This is a genomic window from Syntrophorhabdaceae bacterium (assembly GCA_028698615.1).
Taxonomy (GTDB): domain Bacteria; phylum Desulfobacterota; class Syntrophorhabdia; order Syntrophorhabdales; family Syntrophorhabdaceae; genus Delta-02.
In genome coordinates, this window is the sequence record JAQVWF010000001.1 from 190,667 (window position 1) to 210,597 (window position 19,931).

The following is a 19,931-nucleotide window of genomic DNA, read 5'->3' on the forward strand; positions in this document are numbered from 1 at the left end:
ACAGTCTGACCATAGGAACATTAAAGATTACTGTTAAATGTTTGTCAAGGAAAAGATTAGCATGATGTCTCCATGCGCCGGGAGGAAGCGGATGGCATACAGATTGACATTGGCGCCCGCAGACCTTATAATATGGCGGAATTTTTCACTTTCGTAAGGAGGCCACATTATGGCAGGCGGTTCACAGGGATATAACGGCAGCGAAGACTATATAGCGTCGAAACCACTTATGGAGATTGTCAATGTATCGGTGATCCTGAAAAAACCCCTCGTTGTAAAAGGGGAGCCAGGCACGGGAAAAACCCTTCTGGCCCACAGTATTGCCCGGGCACTGAACAAAAAGCTTTTGATCTGGAACATAAAATCAACCACCAAGGCTCGTGATGGTCTCTACGTCTACGACACGGTGCAGAGACTTAACGACGCACGGTTCAAGGATAAGGACATCAGCGATATCAGGCAGTATATCAAGATGGGAAGACTCGGCCAGGCATTTAACAGCGATGAGCAGGTCATCCTGCTGATTGACGAGATCGACAAGGCCGACATCGAATTCCCCAACGATCTTCTCAACGAACTCGACGAGATGACGTTTCATGTCAATGAGCTTGACGAAGAGGTTTCGGCAAAGCACAGGCCCATCGTCATAATCACGAGCAACTCCGAAAAAGAGCTTCCCGATGCCTTTCTTAGAAGGTGTCTTTTCTACTACATCGAATTTCCCGACGGCGAAATGATGGAGAGGATCATCAGGGTCCACTATCCCGACATCGAAGATAAGCTCGTCAAGGAGGCATTGAAGAAATTCTACTGGATTCGGGAGATGGACGGACTGAAAAAGAGACCATCCACCAGTGAACTCCTCGACTGGATAAAGGCCCTTGCTTTGGGCGGCATCAAGATCGACAAGATCAACAACGAGATCCCCTTTCTGGGAACACTCCTGAAGAACGAACAGGATACGGACAGGTTTGTACGTGTCTCGACGAATCAGGGCGGATTTGGTTTTAAGAGAAGGTAACTCATGTTCATAGATTTTTTCTACGTTCTGCGAAGGAAGGGCGTACCCGTATCCATCAAGGAATGGATGTCCTTCATGGAGGCGCTGTACGAAGGCCATTTTCAATCGAGCCTCAACCACCTTTACCATATAGGCAGGGCTTTTCTCGTCAAGAGCGAGGCGTATTATGATGCCTACGACCTTGCCTTTCAGGAGTTCTTTGGCGGTATAGTCACCGAAGACGTGGATCTGGACAAGGTGCTCGGATGGCTCGAGAACCCGCTTAACCGGTTGCCGAAGATGAGCCCCGAAGAGGTAATGGAATTTCAGAGACAGCTCGAGGAATTCAAGCGTACCCACGATCTGGAAGAACTGATGCGTCAGTTCAGGGAGCGGCTGAAAGAGCAGAAAGAGCGTCATGACGGCGGGCATAAATGGGTGGGCACGGGAGGCAAATCTCCTTTCGGTGCATACGGATATCATCCCGGAGGGATCAGGGTCGGAGGAGAGTCGTGGATGCAGTCGGCCTCCAAGGTCGCTACGGAGCGCAGGTTCCGCAATTATCGCAACGACATCATTCTCGACGTGAGACAGACGAAGATGGCCCTCAAGAAACTGCGGGAGCTCAAGCGCGAGGGCTCCGAAGAAGAGCTCGACATCGAGGCGACTATCGATAAAACAGCGAAAGAAGGCGGCGAGATCGAACTCGTCTTCAACCGGTCGCGGGAGAATTCGGTACGGATCGTCCTCCTCATGGATACCGGCGGGTCGATGCTGCCCTATACGGAGCTGTGCGAGAAGCTCTTCTCCGCCGCAACCCAGGCGAACCACTTCAAGGAATTCCGCTACTACTTCTTCCACAATTGCATCTACCAGGATCTCTATGAGGATATGGCCAACTACAAGAACGTGCCGACGGAAAAGCTCTTCTCGCTTTTCAACAAGAACTATAAGCTGATACTTGTCGGCGACGCCCGGATGGCCTATTCCGAGCTTTTCGAGATCAACGGCTGCATCGATTATTTCTCGACCAACGATAGACCCGGCCTCGACTGGCTTTCACGGATACGCGACCATTTTCCCCAGTCGGTATGGCTCAACCCGACGCACAGGAACTTCTGGGGACACTACACCGTCGACACTATCGGCAAGATCTTTCCCATGTATGAGCTTACCATCGACGGTCTCAAGGATGCGATAAAGGCATTGACATCGAAGACGAAGAACCTTCTTCATCAGTAAAGATCCTCGCGGTAAAGGCCGGTCATGTGTCGTCGGCAGAGAAAAATAACTATTACTATTTTTAAGAATATCCTTTATAATTTTCAGCAGGCTGGCTCCAAGCCGGCTTCGTGAACTCAATATCAGGGTGGAGCTCAGGGACAGATGAACGACTGCGGTTCAAGACCCTGGAAGGTGTCACAGTGAGCGCTGTAATGGACAGGGTTTCGTCTCTCAAGAACACGGAACTATTCCGTGCTCTTGAAGACGGCGATCTGGAAAAGCTTTCAACGAAACTGCGAGAAAGGGTCTATCCTCCGAACACGGCCATCGTTCGTGAAGGCGCCTCCGGGGACGCCATGTTTATCATCAAGAATGGACAGGTCGAAGTGAAGAAGAGGGAGCAGAACCTCGGCGTCGACCTCACCATAGCGACGCTGGGTATGGGTGCTTGTTTTGGAGAGATGGCGCTCCTTACCGGCAAGCCTCGCTCCGCCACGGTCATGGCGATCGCCGCCACGGAACTCTTTGTCCTTGAAAAGAAGGACTTCGATGCGCTTCTCCTCGAACATCCGAGCATTTCCATCTCCATCAACAAGATAGTGGCAGAGCGTATCGAGGAGATGAACACGCAAAAAAGCATGGGCGTCGTCCTTATGCAGACGCTGAGGATCGATCCCGATTTCATAACCGTCATACCCGAGCCTGTGGCCTTGAAGTACAGGATGCTGGCCACCTCTTACGGCAACGGAAGCCTGACGATCGCCATGGTGAACCCGCAGGACATCATCGCCCTCGATGAAGCGCGCAAGCTGATCAAGGCGAAGTTCACGAAAAGCATTGCCCTCGATCAGGTCATCGTTACCGATGAGGATTTCAAACAATTCATGGAAGGCGAATACAAGATCATTACCAAGCCTCTCGTTGAAGAAAAGCCCGAGGTCAACCTTGATGATTTTCTCGACTCCATGGATCACATTCAGTCGGACATCATGAAAGACGTCGAGTTCGACGATGGTCAGGATGACGATTCGGGCATCACCGATCTTGCCCGCGAAGCTGAAGGCGCTCCCATAATCCGGCTGACGAACAACATCATCGCCATGGCCCTTAAAAAGGGCGCAAGCGACATCCACATCGAACCAATGGAGCGCGGACTGCGTGTTCGATACCGTGTCGACGGTGTTCTGCACGAAGAGATGATGCTTCCCAAGAAGGTGCAGCTGCCGCTCATCAGCAGGGTGAAGATCATTTCGAAACTGGACATTACCGAGCGCCGGCTTCCTCAGGATGGCAGGATCACCATCAAGCTCGGCAGCAAGTCCGTCGACTTTCGTGTGTCTACTGTGCCGACGAAGTTCGGGGAAAAGATCTGCACAAGGATTCTCGACAAGTCGAACACAACGATGGGTCTCGACAAACTCATCTCGCACGTGCCCGTCCTTGATCTTGTCCGCGGCATGATCAAGAAGCCCTATGGCATCATCTACGTCACCGGTCCGACAGGATCGGGGAAAAGTACGACACTCTATAGTTCGCTGGCCGAGATCAATGACATAGGCGTCAACATTTCCACGGTGGAAGACCCCGTCGAATATGATCTCGAGGGCGTGAACCAGGTGCAGGTGAACTCCGATATCGGACTCGACTTTGCGCGGGTGCTCAGGGCTTTCCTCAGACAGGATCCGGACATCATCCTCGTCGGTGAAACGCGTGACACGGAAACCGCGAAGATCGCTGTCGAGGCGGCACTCACAGGTCACCTCGTCTTCACGACCCTCCATGCGAACGATGCCCCCAGCACGTTCATGCGGCTTTCTGAAATGGGCATCGAGCCCTTTCTCATTTCCACTTCCGTCATCGGCATCGTAGCTCAGCGCCTCGTCCGTCGGATCTGCGGCAAGTGCAAGGAATCCTACCAGCCTGACCCCATAATCCTGAAATACCTGGACCTCAGCGAAGACACAATATTGCACAAGGGAAAAGGGTGCGACGTGTGCGGGGGGACGGGATACAAGGGAAGGATCGGGGTGTATGAAGTGCTTATCGTCAACGAGGAACTCAGGCACCTTGTTGCGGAAGGCGCTGATACTCTGGCGATCAGGGACGCGGCGCTCAGAAGCGGTATGAAATCCCTCAAAGAGTACTGCCTGATCCTTCTTGGTGAAGGACTTACCACGGTCGACGAAGTCCTGCGGACTGTCGCGGTTCAGAATTGATCCGAACGTCTCTCGTAAAATCAAAGGCCCTCTCCCACGTATTGCGTTCCATCCTTGCTCTCCTGACCCTTCTTCTCATTTTTCTCATTTTCTATTCCTATCAGGAGGGTGCGTGGAAAGAGATCTTTGCCTATTACCGTTTCTTCCTCGACTACAAACAATTACGCCTCTTCATCCTCTCCTTCGGACCTTTCGCCGGGCTTATGTTTGTCGTGATCCAATCTCTCCAGGTTGTTTTTGCCCCGGTGCCCGGAGAGATAACGGGGTTTGTCGGCGGGCTTATTTTCGGGAACACATGGGGCGCGATCCTTTCCACCGTCGGTCTCACCATCGGCTCTCTTGCTGCCTTCACGATATCGAGGATGCTCGGATTGCGATTCGTGGAGAAGATCGTAAAAAAGGATTACATAGACAAGTTCAATTTTTTTGTCACCCACAAAGGACTCAACGTCTCTTTCATTCTCTTTCTCATCCCCGGCTTTCCGAAGGATTCGTTGTGCTATCTTCTGGGATTGACCCGCATCAGATTGATCGATTTCATCATAATGAATGTATTTGGAAGATTGCCGGGAACCTTAATGCTTACCATGCAGGGCACCGCAGTATACTCGCAGCAATACCGCCTGTTCTTCGTTCTTCTTTCCGTAAGCATTGTCCTGACCTTTGTTCTTTACCTGGTGAGAAGCTCGCTGATGAGAGCGATCATCGAAACCGTCCGCAAGATCCGCCATCTCCTCCGCCGGAAGTAATTTGAAATAAACGCCTTTTTTTCACATTCTTTCTTGACAGAATGTTTTATTGATATACAATAAAAATTAAATAGTTTTGCGTTACGAAAAACTAAGCGAGGGGGAATCATGGGGACAAAATGCTCGACGACGAAAAGTAAAGCGGCAACAGCTACAAAAGTGGAAACCAAGAAGACGGTGAAGGCGCCGGCAAAGAAGGCAGCTCCCGCGAAGGCAAAACCTGCAGCGGCAAAACCTGCAGTGAAGAAGGCAGCTCCCGCGAAAGCAAAACCTGCAGTGAAGAAGGCGGCTCCCGCGAAGGCAAAACCTGCAGTGAAGAAGGCAGCTCCCGCGAAAGCAAAACCTGCAGTGAAGAAGGCAGCTCCCGCGAAAGCAAAACCTGCGGCGGCAAAAGCCGTCAGCAAGAAGGGGACAAAGTATTCGTGCAGTGTTTGCGGGTTGATCGTTTCTGTGGATACCGCCTGCAACTGTGTCGGTGTCTGCGATGTTGTATGTTGTTCAAAACCGATGAAGGTTGTAAAGAAATAAAGAGTTAGAAGTCATCAGTTAAACTTTCGTGTCATTATCCACCGGCGCCGCATTAATGTTGTTTCGTGCCGAGACGAGAGACGTATCCTCCTTGGGGTTCATGTCGATCTCCCGGACGATTTCGTGTAGTTTTGCGTGGATGGAGTCGCGGTATCTCTCTGCCATGAGGACGGTATCGCGTCCCCATTTTTGCGCCCCGACAAACCTGATAAGAGCATCTGCATATTCCAGGATGACCTGAAGCTGTACCTCTACAAGCCCGGGATTCGAATAATACGTCACCGTCCTGTGATACACATCTGATATCCTCGCGCATTCGTGTTCCCATAATTTGCTCTTTGATCGAAGCCCAAAGACCTCGCTGTTCAGGGATTCTATCCTGCTCTCCAGTCGGTCGATCTCGATCATCTTTTCTTTCACAACACGTTCCCTCTGCAAACGTTCGTTCTCAAGATGACGGATCTCGGTTGCATATTCCTTCCGTACCTCTTTTCTGATCGCGGCCTTTGTTTTCTCGTAATTCGCAAGGACCTTCAGGGCCCTTTCTTTTATGTCTTCAAGTTGCCTGGCCGCCGCGTTGTCGGGCGGAACGTCACGATTGTTGTGAATGGATTCCGGGGACACTCCCCCTTTTCCGCTATCCATTATCTCTTGTCCCCTTGATCATGGCAGTCGTCGGTGTGTTCCGCGGCGACCTGGTGAAGAGCGGGCACATTATGCAGGTTATGGTCCGAAAGAGGATATACATCCGAGAGATAGCATTGCCTCGATCTGATGACGTATCTATGCCCCTCGGATATGATGGCCCTCTTTTTTACCAGGAATTCCCGGTAACTCATAACATACAGGAAGTCGTCATTTTTGTCACAGATCTCGACGAATTTATCGGTGTAACCTATGGTGCGTTGAAAGACATTCCGTATGGACCATTCGAGATAGGTGGAAAATCTCATATTTATGTGCTCGCCATGATCGTACTTCGTTAAGGCCTGGAAGATCCCAAGAAGCCCGGTTTGCTGAAGATCGTCATCATCGAAGACCGGGCTCAAAGCCCTGTACTTTCTTGCTATCGCCACGATCTTCGGCCTGTAGAGTTCGTAGAAAAGGAGAATGACATTCTCATACCGGCTTTCGGGATCATCTCCGGACGACTGCGACCACGTGCGGTATAGTTCATCAACCTTTTCATTCCTGTCATATTTGCTTTTGCTTGACGGAATCCTTGACCGTACCGTTTGCGTTATGGAAAGAGCGGTCACGGCAAGCCGGACCGGTGCGTGCGTGCGATCGATCGCCGGGTGAAGACACTTATTTCTGAGAATTGACTGGCTGTCTGTCATACTCGATGTGTTTAATGTCATGGTGGCGCACAAGGGTCAACTCTCCCGATACGTCTCCCTTTTTCGAAACCCTATGGTCTTGATGTTTAAACCTACGAGCCGCCCCCGACTCGACAATAACATACATGTCCGCCACGAAATTTGTCAACAGGAATTACACGTGGGCTCCCGTTTGCATCGCCGTTCGCGTGTGCTCGTTGCTCGGTGAATGTCAGATGCTCAGGTGTGTGCGGCAAGGGCAAGTGAGCGGTTCCCGAGATGACATCCCGGGAGGAGAGGGGTCGCTACCTGTCGGCAGGTTTCTCCTCACGACCGCTGTCGGTCCCCGATATGTGGATCTCGATGAATGCGGTCCTCATGCCGGACACGAAAGAGCTCTTCGATTCGTCCACGGCGGCAATCTCTTTTAACCGGTCCGTCAAATCACCAAGAACCGCGGTGTCGATCCACCCCGAAACTATAGCAGTATTACCTTCAGCCCTCTCCACGATCCCGGTGCCTCCGAGGGAACGCATTATCATCTTCGCTTGACCCGCGGCCTCACCGTGGTTACCTGCCGTCATCGCGATGTGGCTTCGAACATCCCGCGGCCCGGTGGGAAGAGGCGGTATGTGCTGTGCTTCGGGAGCCTTGCTTTTTTCTTCCCTCACGGCCGTACCTCGGGTTTTGAGGCGCTCCTCCCTGGGTGGAGGGGCGGCTTTTGAAAACGACAAAGCATTATTGTCATCGGCGTGCGTTTCAGGGACAAAGGTCTTTTCGTCATGCGGGGCTATGTCGGGTGCGGCCGCCGTCTGCGGCGGCGGCGCCGGTTCTTTTTTCTCCGCCTGTGCTTTGCGCGACGAACGTTGCGGTGCGGGTGCGGCCGCCGGTATTTTCGGAGAGATATCTTTTTTTGCGGCCGGGGACCCTGTCCCTGTAACCTGCGGCTCTGGGACACGTTCAAAGTTTCCCATTTCCGGCAGAGTGGTCTTATAGATATATACGGATAGGACTACGACGAGAATAGTCGCCAGCGCCTGCACGGGAATCTTTATGTGGAGCGGAAAGAACAACTTTGCGAAGAGGCCCTTCCTTCGCTCTTCCCTTTCGTGGATCCGGGACATTATCTGTTCCGCCAGACCTGACGGCGGATCGACCTCATCCAACCGGGCGAGGATCTCCCGGGTCCTTTGCAGGTCCTTAAAGGCGGTGAGGCAATGAGAGCAGGTCGAAAGATGCTCCTCGACGCTCTCCTTCTCTCCGGCTTCGAGAACGCCGTCAAGGTAGGCTGTGAGTTGCTCCTCGATGTCGCGACATTGTCTCATATGTCACCAAACACCTTTTTAAGGCTGTCCTTAAGGGCGTTGCGGGCCCTGGAAAGCCGGGATTTCACAGTGCCGTCGGGAATGCCCAGCATACCCGTGATCTCTTCGTAGGAGAATCCCTGGATGTCCCTGAGGACAAGGACCTCCCGATGTTCTTTGTCGAGGCCATTGATGCAACTCTGCACCTTTTGCTGGGTCTCTTTTTGCACAAGCAAGTCAACGGCGGAAATATCGCGCGATGGAGGATCGATGGCGGGACCTCCTTCTTCGCGCGAAGGCGGATCATCGAAACGAACCGGCTCATGGTATGATCTGCTGTTTGTCTGGCGCATTCTGTTCCGGGCATGGTTAACGACGATGCCATAAAGCCATGTCGAGAATTTGGCCTCGCCGCGAAATTGCTTGATCGTCCTGTATGCGGAGAGGAAAGCCTCCTGCACCACGTCGCCCGCGTCCTCATAGTTACCCGTCATGCGATATGCGATGTTGAACATCCTCTTCTGATGTCTCCTCACCAGGACCTCGAAGGCCGCCGGTTCGCCTTCCCGGCATAAGGCGACGTATTGAGAATCTTCGTCCCTGTTTTCCCGGGGCCGCCCTTCTTCGGTTTGAGACAGCCCGCCGGGCGGTTTTGTTCCATGCCTGATGATCAGGTGCGCTATGCTGTGCCATGTGAGTGTGATAGTTTCCATCCGGCCGGAGTGAGATCAGGAGATTTTTTGATGTTTTACAGCACTATGGAGCTGATTGCAAAGGAAAAAAAAGTTCACTGCGGCAGAGGGCGAAGTATTCTTAAGGGATTACACGCTTTGGCCGATGATATTCTTACCGGCAGAGGTGATCCTGCGGGAATCCCCAATAGGTTTGGCGCCTGTGATAACGGATTTTGCAAAGAAACTCGAGACGGTCATTAATTTCATTCCACCCATTCCTCTTGTCATCGTGGAACTTCTCAAGGCACTGGATGACGAGAACACGAACATGAACGCCATAGCCAGGATAATTGCGAAGGACCCGCCGATGAGCATGAACGTCCTCAAGGTAGCCAATTCCGCCTTTTATCGCCTGACCAACAAAGTTGCCAATGTTGACCGCGCCGTAAGGATGCTCGGCGTGAAGGAGATTGGAATGATCTGCGTTTCCTGCGGGGCGTATCAGGCGCTGAAACCCCCGGTGGATGCGGGGACATTCGACATGCAGGAATTCTGGAAGCACTCCGTCGCCACGGGCGTTATCGCGAAGAAGATATGCCGGGAACTGGCTGTCGGTGATGGGAACACAATATATTTCGGCGGCCTCCTTCACGATATCGGCAAGGTGGTGCTTGACCGTTTTGCCCACGAAGTGTACAGGATCGTGATACAGGTTACGCACGAGGAATGCGTCCCCATGATCGAGGTGGAAAAGAGGATCATCGGAGAATCACACGATACCATAGGCGGGATGATCATGGACAGGTGGAGATTCCCCTTCACCCTCGCGGACGTGGCACGATATCACCATGCTATTTCCCGGTGCTCTGAAGAGACGCGCGCCACCGTTGCCGTTTGTGCCCTTGCCGACGAACTGGCACGGGTGAGATACTTCGGTTTCGGCGGTGACAGAGGCGGGATAGTTCTTGAGGAAACGGATGCTTTCCGGGCCCTGTCCGAGATCTCGCCGGGCATCTCCACCGTTGACTTCTTCAAGTTCGTTTGTGATCTCGAGGCGGTTGACGAGGAGATCTTCGAGATGCAAACGATCCTGACAGCCTAGGAGACCGTTACAGGTCCCAGGTTTCACGTTTCAGGTCGAAAACAAACAATCGTTCATTGCCTTTACGGTCCGGGCTCTTCCCCTGAAACCCGAGACATCCCTTTTGCTGGTGTAAAACCGCGGAACGCGTGATATAATCGGGTTTAACTGACCAGACGAGGAGAGGTATGACATGATGATCCGGACAGGAAGAATGCAGAGAGTCATAATTCGCTCAGGCACATTGTTTGTGCTGGTCTCACTTTTGTTCCTTTGCGCCTGCAACGTGTCCTATCTCGAGAAGTTCGGGGAATTTGACGCGGCTCAGGGAAACTATGAAGAGGCCCTGAAAGACTTCACCAGGGCCATCCGCTATGCCCCGAGAGATCCCGTGCCCTATGCGGCACGGGGGTATATATATCAAAAGATGGGCAGGCATGATGAGGCCATCGCCGATTACGCCAAAGCGATTGAGCTCGATCCCACGGATGATGAACTCTATCTCGTGCGGGGCATCGCCTATTCGCTCAAAGGTGATCAGGACCGGGCGATAGTCGATTACTCGAAAGCCATAGAGATAGACCCACGCAACGGGGATGCGTACTTCAATCGGGCCCAGGCCTACGAAGCCAAAGGAAACGGCGAACAGGCAGTGAAAGATTACCAGGGCGCCGCCCGCGTGGGCAACCCTCGTGCGCAGGGGGTGCTCATGGCGAGGAAGATAGCGTGGTAAGGGTTGTTGCGCGTTCCGCGTTGGAGAAGAAGCCAAAAGGTCTGACTTGTAACTCTCTGCCCGCAACGGTCGTTTGAACTTTTCCCGGAACTTTTTTCCACCCTCCCTTGTCTCACCGGAAAGAATGAAAACAGCAATTACAAGGAGGTTGTCCATGAAAGGTGCTTCGGTTTTTCTTCTCTTCTTCATTGTACTATGTTCCCTTTTCTTCCTTCCCGGCCTGTCCCACACGCAGAAGGTGGAAGAGGGGGCGGACAAGACCCTCTCTCCCTATTTCTTCGTCAAGAGTGATGACCCAAAGCTTGACCAGCTGCCTCTCAAATCCACATCCGCCGTGGTTAATATTTCAGGCGTCATTGCCGACGTGACGGTGACACAGGTGTACAAGAACGAAGGCAAGAAGGCCCTGGAGGCGATCTATGTCTTTCCGGCCTCCACCCGAGCCGCCGTGTACGGCATGAAGATGGTGATCGGCAAGCGCGTCATCGAAGCGAAGATCAAGAAGCGCGATGAGGCCCGCAAGGATTACGAAGATGCAAAAAAACAGGGCAAGAGCGCATCTCTTCTGGAACAGCAAAGACCGAACGTTTTTCAGATGAACGTTGCGAACATCATGCCGGGCGATGAGATACGCGTGGAACTGAAATATACGGAGCTCCTCGTCCCTGCGGACAGGATCTATGAGTTTGCCTATCCCACCGTTGTCGGCCCGCGTTACTCGAACAAGCCGGACAACGGGTCATTGCCTTCCGAAAAATGGGTGCAGAACCCTTATCTGCGCGAAGGTGAAAAGCCCACGTACACCTTTGATATGACAGTCAACATCGCCGCCGGTATGCCCATCAAGGAACTCGCCTCCACCTCCCACAAGGTGAATACGGCCTTCAAGGGTCCCGCAAATGCAAAAGTGACCCTTGACAGATCAGACAGGAGCGGGGGCAACAAGGACTATATACTTCGCTGGCGCCTCGCCGGAGACAAGATACAATCGGGCCTTCTCCTCTACGAGGGTGAAAAGGAAAATTTCTTCCTCTACATGCTGCAGCCTCCCAAAAGGGTTAAGACCGCCGAGATACCGGGCAGGGAGTATATCTTTGTCGTGGACGTTTCCGGTTCCATGCACGGCTTTCCTCTCGACATATCGAAAAGACTGCTCAGGAATCTCATCGGCAACCTCCGTCCCACCGATACGTTTAACGTGCTCCTGTTCTCCGGCGGCTCGAGGCTCATGTCCGAAAGGTCTGTGGCGGCGACAAAGGAGAATGTGGACAATGCCATCAACATCATCGACCGTCAGCACGGCGGGGGAGGCACGGAACTTCTGCCGGCGCTGGACCGCGTCCTCAAGCTCCCCAAACTCGAAAACTATTCCCGAAGTGTCATAGTCGTCACCGACGGATACGTCAGGGTCGAGGAAGAGGTTTTCGATCTTATCCGCACCCATTTGAACGATGCGAACATGTTCGCCTTCGGTATCGGCAGTTCCGTAAACCGTCACATCATCGAAGGCATGGCCCGCGTTGGGATGGGTGAACCTCTTGTCATCACGAAGCCCGCAGACGCGCCGGCCCAGGCAGACCGTTTCCGCGCGATGATAGAGTCGCCGGTCCTGACGAAAATCAAGGTGAATTTCAACGGATTTTCCGCCTATGACGTGGAGCCTCCCTCGGTCCCCGACGTTCTTGCCGATCGCCCGGTCGTAATCTTCGGTAAATGGAAAGGGAGTGCGAAAGGCACCATAACAGTGACCGGTACCTCGGGAAGCGGGAAGTTCACACAGTCCACCGATGTCGCGGCAGCGAGACCGATGAAGGAGAATGTTGCATTGCGGTATCTCTGGGCACGTCATCGCATAACGCTCCTGTCGGACTACAACAAGCTTCGCTCCAATGACAAACGTGTCGGGGAAGTGACCGAACTCGGCCTTAGCTATAACCTCCTGACGGCCTACACCTCTTTCGTTGCTGTCGACAACCAGGTGAGGAACACGGGCGAGAAACCGGCGACAGTGAACCAGCCGCTGCCTTTGCCCGAGGGTGTCTCGGGTTATGCGGTCGGGGGCGGCCAGATGAAAACTATGGCAATGGCGCCGCCGGCGTATCCATCCCAGTATTCTCGTCCGGGGCGTATGGAAACGGGTCTCAAGGCAGACGTCCCGGCGAAAGACGGTGAGAAGAGGAAAGCGCCCGCCAGCCCGACGGTCTCAATTGGTGAGGTTTCGGTATCGGGCGGTATCGGGAAACAGGCAGCGCTGGAAACCATAAGGAAGAGCGAGCGTGATATCGCGGCATGTTGCGCCGGCATCATGGGCCCCGTCAGTTATGTTGTAACGTTGACCGTAAATTCCGACGGGACCGTGAAGGACGTAAAGTTCAAGACCCCGAAGAGCGGTTCCCTGGAAAAATGCATAATGGCAGTCATGAAGCGGCTCAAATTTGCACGGACCCAGGACGGCAAGGAAGCAGTGATTAACATCAATCTTGTGGTCAAACCCTGAGACTGTGTGTTAGATGCAAGGCCGGGTCGTCAGGCCCGGCCTTGTTAATGCTCCCTGTTGCATTTACCTCCCGCCGCATGGTATTTTCTTATCCATTATGATCAAGGAATGGGAACTTCTCGAATCGAAGGTGGACAGGGATTATCGCGTGTTCCGGATACAATCGGAACTTGCCGTGTCTCCGAGGACGAAAAAGGTCGGCACGTTCTACACGATCGACACCCGCGACTGGGTCAATGTCATACCCGTGACTCCCGAGGGCAAGATCGTGATGATCAAGCAGTACAGGCACGGTTCCAAAGAGGTGACACTCGAGATACCCGGCGGGCTCGTGGATGAGGAAGACGCCGGCGAGGCGGCGCAGCGGGAATTGCTCGAGGAGACGGGATACGCAGGCGACAGTGTCCAGCTTCTTGGCTTTGTAAACCCCAACCCTGCCATATTCAACAACCGCTGCTATACCTACCTGATAGAGAATGCCCGGGAGATATCGGAAAAGGCGCTTGACCCCGACGAGGACATCGAAGTGGTGCTTATGTCTTCGGACGAGATCCCGCCCATCATAGCGGGCGGAGGCATAAATCATTCCCTTGTGATCGTTGCCTTTCACTTCTATTTCATGAAGAAGCTGTGCTCGCAATGACGAAGGCAGGGTCGAAAAAAAGTCCTGTCATCGGCATTGCAGGCAGGTCAGGAAGCGGCAAGACGACCCTCATAGAAAGGCTCCTTCCTCTATTCAGGGGACAGGGCCTGCGCGTTGCCGTCATCAAACATACCCACCACGAACTTGAGTTCGATGTCCCCGGGAAGGATTCATACCGGTTCAAACACGCCGGCGCGGCCACTTCCATTCTCGTGTCCCGAACGGGGCTGGGGGTCGTGAAGGACTTTGAGGATGAACCATCCCTTGATGATATCATCGCGCTCTATGCCATGGATATGGACATGGTGGTGGTGGAAGGATTCAAGCATGAAAGGTCACCGAAGATCGAGGTCTTCACCGCGGACCGGGGTGAGCCGCCGCTTTGTCTTTCCGGTGACGATGGATTCATAGCCATCGTCACCGACGAGGACATCGACGTTCCCCTGCCGCGCTTTTCCCGCAACGACATCCCCGCCATAGCCCAATTCATAACTTCGCACATCCTGAGCAGGGGCATTCCATGACCTTTTCCCGGGGTTTCGATGTCTCTTCATAAGGATGAGGCAATAGTCCTTTCTAAGCGTGCCTACGGTGAATCGGACAGGATCATCCACCTCTTAACCCTTCAGGCCGGAAAGGTGTCCGCCATCGCAAAGGGGGCGGGCAAGAGCCAGAAGCGATTCATGAATACCCTCGAACCCTTCAATCATATCCGCGTCGAGTACTTCGACAAGCACGGCCGCGGTATGGTGCGTATAGACAACGCCGATCTCCTTGTGTCCAACAACGGCATCGAGATAAATATAAGAAGGATCTGCGGCGCATCCTTCTTTGCTGAATTCGTGGACAGGCTCACCAGGGAAAGAGAGCCCCATGGCGCACTTTTCGCCGCGTTGAAGAAGTTCATTGACCTTGTGAGGGCCAGGGACCCCGTCTATACCGACATCCTCCACTATCAGCTTCTCATGCTCGATATCCTGGGCTACCACCCTAATTTCGATACCTGTGTCTATTGCGGCGCCGACATGGCGGAGGGCGAAAAACTCTATTTTTCACGTGAACGGGGCGGTATCCTCTGCGGCACGTGCGCACGATCCCTTCCCCACAGACGATGCGCGCAGGGCCTCATACCGGGCTTTCTTGCAGCGAAGGCCATGCAAAACGGTTTTGCGACACCTGCCCTCGAACACGAAGCTCAAGAAATAATGGAAGGCTTCATAACATACCACATAGACGTAGACTTCAGGTCCTACCGGCTCCTGAAGAGTCTGATGTTCTAAAGACAGTTTCAGGTCATTTTCTTCTTCGTGAGCAGTATCATGTTCTCTGCGGCCTGTGTTTCGTATCGTTTGGAGTGGGCCAGTTGGGCGAGGAGGTCTTCGTCGGGATGCTCGAGGAGCAAGACCATTGTGCCTTCAGGCTTCAGGAACGTCATTCCCCGCTTGATGTGTGCCTTTGTCACCTCGGGGAGCGGGAAGGGGTCTTCCCATATGTGGGTGAGGGAGGGCTGGACGAAGATATAGTCAAAAGCGCCGTCGACGAGGAAGGGGAACTCGATCTCGAGGTGAAAGAAACCATTGCGCCTCGCGATGCGCCTTGCTTCGGCAAACCAGTCCTGCGATGTCAGTGAGTTCCATGAGGCATTTTCTGAATCGAGCATGGCCAGTGCTTCGTGGATCCTTCTTTCATCGACGGCCCTGCTGAAGTAGGTGGACGTTATGAGGTCCATCACGTCGCGTATCCGTTCGCAGTAGAGGTTGAGTTTTAAGGCTATCTCTTCCTTTACCACCATGTCTTCCTTTATCTTCTCCGAAAGAGAAAAATAGTGGCGGTACATCTGCCTGACATCCGCGAGGATGTCGAGGGGGTTTTTCGAAAAAAGCCCCGCCTGGTTCTTGATGTCCACATGAGGTGCAATGTCGGCCAGAGACATCCCGATCAATGGGTTGCCGAACCTGTAGTTGACGGCCTCGGTTCCATAGCGGCCCTTCATTGCACACTGCAGGATGTCGTAGGCCACATGCGATTTCTCAATACCGTAGAGGATCTTTTGAAGGATGTATAGCTTGAGGGTTTTTTCATCCTCCCATTGCGCCACGAAGGTGTTCCTGTCACGATAAGGAAGGACGAACGAGAAATAAGCTATGGCGTCCACGAGTTGCGACGTGATGTTCCCGAAGCCGGGCGTCATATCGAGTATCTTCAACGTGAGAAGCTCCTCTTTCGTCACCTGCCCCGGTTTTGTCCGCAAGAGTATCCTTTCGAGATCGACGGGAGGAGCCGCACCTTTCTTGTTGAGAAGATAAGATGCTATGTCCGCAAGGTTGAATTCGTCGACGCTGTCGGGGGAGGCGCTTCTGTTTGCCACGTACACGTTATTTTCTGTGAGGTAGGTTCTCGTAGTGGTGAAAACATCCTCTTCGAAAAGGTCCGAAAGCCCTCCTACGATCCTGGGGAATACCTCCGTTTTTTTCTTGAAGCCCGCCGTGGCGTTGTGTATGGATACCTTCTTCTCCTGAAGCCGGCTGATGAGGGCCTGACGCTCACCTTCATGGAGGTCGGGGAGCATCGTTGAAAGCCCGCCGAGCGAAAAGACCTTGCAGAAAAGATTAAGAGCGTCCCTGTCGTTCGCGTCGATGGCCTCCTCCAGGTCGATGGAAAATATCCTCGTTTCATAGGCGACGGGTTTCTTCATGAGCATCCATTGCTTGCCGTTGGTGAGGATGCCCCAGGGCGTCTTTGTATTCTTCAGGAAATAGAAAAGCTGGTAGAGGGGAATGCGATTTTCGAACTCCAGGTAGAAACCGCTGACGCCCTCCTCGAGGTTTCGCCCGAAGCGCTTGAGAAGAAGGACGGCCAGCGTGTTCTCATAGTATTCCGGCGTGCCCCACAGAGGAGATGTCCTGTCCCGTTGCGCCTCCGTCGCGAAAAGGGCGACATCGGGCCCCTTTATGGAATCATCGAAGTACTTCGGCTTCGATTCATAGGCGTAGCCAAGTATCTTAAGGATGGGTTTTATGAGGTGGATCTCGGTGTGGATCTCGCTGGCGAACTGCTTGATGTCCTGAAATTTTGAGAGTATCTCGAGGAGAGAGACATAAACAAGGTCTTCCCCGGGAAGACTGAGGAACTGTTGCAGCCCTCGACGGGATATGAGCGAGTTACGCACAATGGTTGTCTGCATAGGATTGAGAGTAAATAATAAAGGTTTGGAGCTGCTTAGTCAAGGGAAGGAGCGTCTTTTGAGCCCTTTAAGCGTCCTTTCGAGGACCTTCGGACAAAGTGTTTCGAAGCTTCAATGTTCCGGGGCTTGAAGCTCCCGGTCCATGGACGAGAAAAGTGTGAAATTTTGGCTGCTATCTATTATAATTAAGACAAAATAGAAAACGGGGTAGTCATGGGAGATTACGACGACGAAAGACCTGATTGGCGCGAGCTTGATCGCCGCAGGGATAGAAGCACTTTTTACGGCAGGCAGGAAAAAGGAGAAGGGAAAAAGAGGGAGGCGCCCAAGGACCGCTGGCAGCAGGGAAGGGTGAAGGACGCCCTGGACAGGCTCTTCAAGGGAGACAAGGGGACCCCCGAGCACGACAAGCTTTTTGCGAGGCTTCATAACGCTTACGGATCGGAGGCTTTTGCGAAGCAGGCCGAGAAATACATGGCAAAATACGGTCTGCCCGACGACACGCCGACGCTCATCCTTTTCCTCGATCTCAAGGACAGCGATGTCTGCGGTGCAACCCTGGATAAGCTCCTGGAGCTCTATGCTTCATTGCCGCCGCGCCAGCAGGAGGATGCCAAGCGGAAGATCTCCATCGCCGCCATGGCTCACAAGGTCAAAGAGGTCCGCATAAAAGCCCAGGAAACACTCGAGGAACTGGAAGAGTAGAAAAACCGTCTCAAGTTTCACGTTTCAAGCAAAAGCCCCGGGCACCATCTGCACTGGTCAGCGATCGTTTTGCCATCACTATGATTTGTTGTTCTTTTGTCTTTTCCCTGAAACCGTTCTTATGCGTTCTCCATGACAAACCTTTGGTAGGAACGATCGTAGGAGGCCTCGCCCTCCTTTGAAAAGAAGCAGCCGGGAAGCTGTTTCTTGCTTCTGTGATACGCCACGCATTCGCAGCATTTTCCTTTACGCGAACAGGAATCATAGGTGCACGTGCAGGCGGCCCTGTTTTTCTCCATGGTGCATTCCATCTTACTCACCTCAGTGTGTATTTGACCAACAGTATATAAAGAAGGTTCCAGAGTTTCAAGGATTCGGGGATAGATACCGAAAAAGAGACGGGTAACGGGCAATAGGTCGCAGGAGCCTTCCCTTCCCGTTCGCTGCAGCCCGCCACCCGTCATTATTCTTGGCCCTTTTTTTCTCTTCCAGAAGTAATACTCCTGTGCAGTGAAAACATGTCAGGGGGAAACATGATGACAACAATCAAGATAGGTCGTCTCATACAATGTGTCATCGTCAAGGACCTGCCCGGCAGGGATGCCTACCTCGTCCTCGTCATGGGAACTGATCTGTTGGCCTATCTGCCCAAGAGGTATGCCAGCAGGGAATACAGACATGGGGAAGAAACGGTGGCCGCGGTGTTCTTGATGGGAAACGGCAGGGTCTTCCTGAGCCAGAGATCGCCGCAGTATTTCCGCCGCATCACGGAAGAGGCCCTTTCGCCCATCATACGCGATGGAAGGGTTCGGGTACGAAGGGCGGCCAGCGTGGTAAACGGCGCCTTTGCCAAGGTCTCCATCGAGGGCCTCAGAAATTACGATCCATTATCAGCTTCGCTTCCTTATCTCGATAAGGTGAAGTCATACACCACCGACACCATCACCATTGTCCGCTATAGCACGAACATGAAAGAATACATAGTCAATTCCCTCGTCCCGGCACCGGCGGATAAGGTGGTTCAGGTGCTCTATTCGCAGGGTCTTCGGGAAGCCGTAGTGAGGGTGGATCCCAGGTATTGCGGTTTCTTCGTCGGGAAAGGAGGCGCCAATGTTGCCACCGCCGCCAAGCTTCTCAACGTCAGGATCGTGATAAAGAGCGCCGAGGAGGAACCGGCAGGAAAGGAGGACGTTTATGCCGGTGCACGTTACTGACAGGACCGGTTTGGGCGCGAAGGGGTTTGTTATCATCATCATCACGTCTATCGCCTGTTGTGCTGTCACCGTTGCCGTCTATGACTTTTTCTTCGCGCAGAAGATAGTCGCCGTCGACCTCGTCTCCTCCATCACCCGCCACAAGGAGGACTACGTTGCGGGAAAGATCACCGCGGGTGAGCTCGTCGACAAGATTGAAAGCCTTGTCGGGCAGCTGGAGAAGAAAAAAAGAAATGAGATTCTTGTCCTCGAAGAGGCCGTTGCCGGAGACGTGAAACACCACGACCTCGGGTCCACGGGTACGAGAGATGAAGAACATGACCGTGACAGGTAACAGCAAGTGGGGCGCGGCGGGTTACCCACGTCTTGTCACCAGAAAGGACCGTTCAGGACAGGACATTCCGGAACTTGACATGTTCCGGCGAACACTTTACGCTATTGCGCCGCGACGGTCATGAGGTGTGCCGCGGCAGCCCGCCTGAGGGCGGCTCTATGGAACGGACGGAGGCGCGATGGACGAGAAGACCGGGAAATGCCCCCATTGCGGGGGGAGCAATATCGTACGCGGTGTAACGGTTGACCAGACAGCGGATGCGGGCAGAATAGGGCTTGCTTACAAAACCAAATTTGTGATCATGGGCACCGAGCAGTTCTTCGCCGATGTCTGTGACGACTGCGGCACCGTCGCCCGGATCTATGTGAAGAAAACGGGCAGGAACTGGTATGTGAAATAAAGGCAGGTGATGGGAAAGACCTCACTGCTGTCCAAAATAATCCCTTTCTCCAACGCCTGATCAGCCGCACCAACGGTCCGGGACAGTCAAAACCCCTGTTCCAAAACGAGGTTGGCCTCTTCCGCA

At 53.2% G+C, this 19,931-nt stretch carries 21 protein-coding genes; 15 read left to right on the plus strand and 6 right to left on the minus strand.

All coding sequences use genetic code 11. The features are described 5' to 3' along the window. Nucleotides 1-169: 169 nt before the first annotated feature. The 5 genes from PHC90_00970 (at nucleotide 170) to PHC90_00990 (ending at nucleotide 5,717) form a co-directional block, all read left to right on the plus strand. On the plus strand, nucleotides 170-1,021 hold the full coding sequence (locus PHC90_00970; GenBank protein ID MDD3844909.1) for a MoxR family ATPase: 852 nt from the start codon (nucleotides 170-172) through the stop codon (nucleotides 1,019-1,021). A gap of 3 nt (nucleotides 1,022-1,024) precedes the next feature. Beyond that, complete coding sequence (locus PHC90_00975; protein MDD3844910.1) at nucleotides 1,025-2,242, plus strand: VWA domain-containing protein; 1,218 nt, start codon at nucleotides 1,025-1,027, stop codon at nucleotides 2,240-2,242. Between the two features lie 182 nt (nucleotides 2,243-2,424). Further along, a complete protein-coding gene (locus tag PHC90_00980) occupies nucleotides 2,425-4,440 on the plus strand; it encodes an ATPase, T2SS/T4P/T4SS family (GenBank protein MDD3844911.1) in 2,016 nt (671 codons plus the stop codon). Then, nucleotides 4,437-5,189, plus strand: coding sequence for a TVP38/TMEM64 family protein (locus PHC90_00985; protein MDD3844912.1), 753 nt, complete (start codon nucleotides 4,437-4,439; stop codon nucleotides 5,187-5,189). The genes PHC90_00980 and PHC90_00985 overlap by 4 nt, the downstream gene beginning before the upstream one ends. 108 nt (nucleotides 5,190-5,297) lie before the next feature. Further along, nucleotides 5,298-5,717, plus strand: a complete 420-nt coding sequence (locus tag PHC90_00990) for a hypothetical protein (protein MDD3844913.1) — start codon at nucleotides 5,298-5,300, stop codon at nucleotides 5,715-5,717. 18 nt (nucleotides 5,718-5,735) lie between these two features. Here the strand turns inward: PHC90_00990 and PHC90_00995 are convergent, their stop codons facing one another. The 4 genes from PHC90_00995 to PHC90_01010 all read right to left on the minus strand — a co-directional run bounded on the left by PHC90_00995 (nucleotide 5,736) and on the right by PHC90_01010 (nucleotide 9,053). Beyond that, complete coding sequence (locus PHC90_00995; protein ID MDD3844914.1) at nucleotides 5,736-6,362, minus strand: hypothetical protein; 627 nt, start codon at nucleotides 6,360-6,362, stop codon at nucleotides 5,736-5,738. Then, a complete protein-coding gene (locus tag PHC90_01000) occupies nucleotides 6,362-7,057 on the minus strand; it encodes a sigma factor (GenBank protein MDD3844915.1) in 696 nt (231 codons plus the stop codon). Before PHC90_01000 ends, PHC90_00995 begins: the two co-directional genes overlap by 1 nt. A 284-nt stretch (nucleotides 7,058-7,341) precedes the next feature. Next, nucleotides 7,342-8,361 (minus strand): zf-HC2 domain-containing protein, encoded by a 1,020-nt coding sequence (locus tag PHC90_01005; protein MDD3844916.1) that lies wholly within the window; start codon nucleotides 8,359-8,361, stop codon nucleotides 7,342-7,344. Further along, on the minus strand, nucleotides 8,358-9,053 hold the full coding sequence (locus tag PHC90_01010) for a sigma-70 family RNA polymerase sigma factor (protein MDD3844917.1): 696 nt from the start codon (nucleotides 9,051-9,053) through the stop codon (nucleotides 8,358-8,360). Before PHC90_01010 ends, PHC90_01005 begins: the two co-directional genes overlap by 4 nt. A 181-nt stretch (nucleotides 9,054-9,234) precedes the next feature. Between PHC90_01010 and PHC90_01015 the strand changes: the two genes are divergently transcribed. The 6 genes from PHC90_01015 (at nucleotide 9,235) to recO (ending at nucleotide 15,248) form a co-directional block, all read left to right on the plus strand. Continuing rightward, nucleotides 9,235-10,116 (plus strand): HDOD domain-containing protein, encoded by an 882-nt coding sequence (locus PHC90_01015; protein MDD3844918.1) that lies wholly within the window; start codon nucleotides 9,235-9,237, stop codon nucleotides 10,114-10,116. A 172-nt stretch (nucleotides 10,117-10,288) separates the two neighbouring features. Then, the gene (locus tag PHC90_01020) at nucleotides 10,289-10,828 is read left to right on the plus strand and encodes a tetratricopeptide repeat protein (protein ID MDD3844919.1); all 540 of its coding nucleotides are present in this window, start codon (nucleotides 10,289-10,291) and stop codon (nucleotides 10,826-10,828) included. 154 nt (nucleotides 10,829-10,982) lie between these two features. Beyond that, complete coding sequence (locus tag PHC90_01025; protein ID MDD3844920.1) at nucleotides 10,983-13,325, plus strand: VIT domain-containing protein; 2,343 nt, start codon at nucleotides 10,983-10,985, stop codon at nucleotides 13,323-13,325. Nucleotides 13,326-13,422: 97 nt separating this feature from the next. After that, nucleotides 13,423-13,968: an NUDIX hydrolase gene (locus tag PHC90_01030; GenBank protein MDD3844921.1), complete on the plus strand. Its 546-nt coding sequence runs from the start codon at nucleotides 13,423-13,425 to the stop codon at nucleotides 13,966-13,968. Beyond that, nucleotides 13,965-14,492 carry a molybdopterin-guanine dinucleotide biosynthesis protein B gene (gene mobB / locus PHC90_01035; protein MDD3844922.1) on the plus strand — a complete coding sequence of 176 codons (528 nt, stop codon included), beginning with the start codon at nucleotides 13,965-13,967 and terminating at the stop codon, nucleotides 14,490-14,492. The genes PHC90_01030 and mobB overlap by 4 nt, the downstream gene beginning before the upstream one ends. A gap of 18 nt (nucleotides 14,493-14,510) precedes the next feature. Next, on the plus strand, nucleotides 14,511-15,248 hold the full coding sequence (gene recO, locus PHC90_01040) for a DNA repair protein RecO (GenBank protein MDD3844923.1): 738 nt from the start codon (nucleotides 14,511-14,513) through the stop codon (nucleotides 15,246-15,248). A gap of 8 nt (nucleotides 15,249-15,256) precedes the next feature. Here recO and PHC90_01045 read toward each other — a convergent pair whose 3' ends face one another. Next, complete coding sequence (locus tag PHC90_01045; protein ID MDD3844924.1) at nucleotides 15,257-17,137, minus strand: hypothetical protein; 1,881 nt, start codon at nucleotides 17,135-17,137, stop codon at nucleotides 15,257-15,259. A 228-nt stretch (nucleotides 17,138-17,365) separates the two neighbouring features. Between PHC90_01045 and PHC90_01050 the strand changes: the two genes are divergently transcribed. Beyond that, nucleotides 17,366-17,857, plus strand: coding sequence for a hypothetical protein (locus PHC90_01050; protein ID MDD3844925.1), 492 nt, complete (start codon nucleotides 17,366-17,368; stop codon nucleotides 17,855-17,857). A 119-nt stretch (nucleotides 17,858-17,976) separates the two neighbouring features. Here PHC90_01050 and PHC90_01055 read toward each other — a convergent pair whose 3' ends face one another. Next, nucleotides 17,977-18,156: a DUF6485 family protein gene (locus PHC90_01055; protein MDD3844926.1), complete on the minus strand. Its 180-nt coding sequence runs from the start codon at nucleotides 18,154-18,156 to the stop codon at nucleotides 17,977-17,979. Between the two features lie 234 nt (nucleotides 18,157-18,390). Between PHC90_01055 and PHC90_01060 the strand changes: the two genes are divergently transcribed. From PHC90_01060 to PHC90_01070, 3 genes are all read left to right on the plus strand, one after another. Continuing rightward, the gene (locus PHC90_01060) at nucleotides 18,391-19,071 is read left to right on the plus strand and encodes a hypothetical protein (protein MDD3844927.1); all 681 of its coding nucleotides are present in this window, start codon (nucleotides 18,391-18,393) and stop codon (nucleotides 19,069-19,071) included. Beyond that, a complete protein-coding gene (locus PHC90_01065; protein MDD3844928.1) occupies nucleotides 19,052-19,405 on the plus strand; it encodes a hypothetical protein in 354 nt (117 codons plus the stop codon). The genes PHC90_01060 and PHC90_01065 overlap by 20 nt, the downstream gene beginning before the upstream one ends. Before the next feature lie 178 nt (nucleotides 19,406-19,583). Continuing rightward, nucleotides 19,584-19,805, plus strand: a complete 222-nt coding sequence (locus tag PHC90_01070) for a hypothetical protein (protein MDD3844929.1) — start codon at nucleotides 19,584-19,586, stop codon at nucleotides 19,803-19,805. Nucleotides 19,806-19,931 lie beyond the last annotated feature (126 nt).

Bases quoted from the DNA above. Each gene is read 5' to 3' on its own strand.
- PHC90_00990 (MDD3844913.1), top strand. From the start codon at position 5,298: ATGGGGACAAAATGCTCGACGACGAAAAGTAAAGCGGCAACAGCTACA.
- PHC90_01050 (MDD3844925.1), top strand. From the start codon at position 17,366: ATGGGAGATTACGACGACGAAAGACCTGATTGGCGCGAGCTTGATCGC.
- PHC90_01030 (MDD3844921.1), top strand. From the start codon at position 13,423: ATGATCAAGGAATGGGAACTTCTCGAATCGAAGGTGGACAGGGATTAT.
- PHC90_01025 (MDD3844920.1), top strand. From the start codon at position 10,983: ATGAAAGGTGCTTCGGTTTTTCTTCTCTTCTTCATTGTACTATGTTCC.
- PHC90_01055 (MDD3844926.1), bottom strand. From the start codon at position 18,156: ATGGAGAAAAACAGGGCCGCCTGCACGTGCACCTATGATTCCTGTTCG.
- PHC90_00975 (MDD3844910.1), top strand. From the start codon at position 1,025: ATGTTCATAGATTTTTTCTACGTTCTGCGAAGGAAGGGCGTACCCGTA.
- PHC90_01065 (MDD3844928.1), top strand. From the start codon at position 19,052: ATGCCGGTGCACGTTACTGACAGGACCGGTTTGGGCGCGAAGGGGTTT.
- PHC90_01000 (MDD3844915.1), bottom strand. From the start codon at position 7,057: ATGACAGACAGCCAGTCAATTCTCAGAAATAAGTGTCTTCACCCGGCG.
- PHC90_01070 (MDD3844929.1), top strand. From the start codon at position 19,584: ATGGACGAGAAGACCGGGAAATGCCCCCATTGCGGGGGGAGCAATATC.
- PHC90_01010 (MDD3844917.1), bottom strand. From the start codon at position 9,053: ATGGAAACTATCACACTCACATGGCACAGCATAGCGCACCTGATCATC.
- mobB (MDD3844922.1), top strand. From the start codon at position 13,965: ATGACGAAGGCAGGGTCGAAAAAAAGTCCTGTCATCGGCATTGCAGGC.
- PHC90_01020 (MDD3844919.1), top strand. From the start codon at position 10,289: ATGATGATCCGGACAGGAAGAATGCAGAGAGTCATAATTCGCTCAGGC.
- PHC90_01005 (MDD3844916.1), bottom strand. From the start codon at position 8,361: ATGAGACAATGTCGCGACATCGAGGAGCAACTCACAGCCTACCTTGAC.
- PHC90_00970 (MDD3844909.1), top strand. From the start codon at position 170: ATGGCAGGCGGTTCACAGGGATATAACGGCAGCGAAGACTATATAGCG.
- PHC90_01060 (MDD3844927.1), top strand. From the start codon at position 18,391: ATGATGACAACAATCAAGATAGGTCGTCTCATACAATGTGTCATCGTC.
- PHC90_00995 (MDD3844914.1), bottom strand. From the start codon at position 6,362: ATGGATAGCGGAAAAGGGGGAGTGTCCCCGGAATCCATTCACAACAAT.
- recO (MDD3844923.1), top strand. From the start codon at position 14,511: ATGTCTCTTCATAAGGATGAGGCAATAGTCCTTTCTAAGCGTGCCTAC.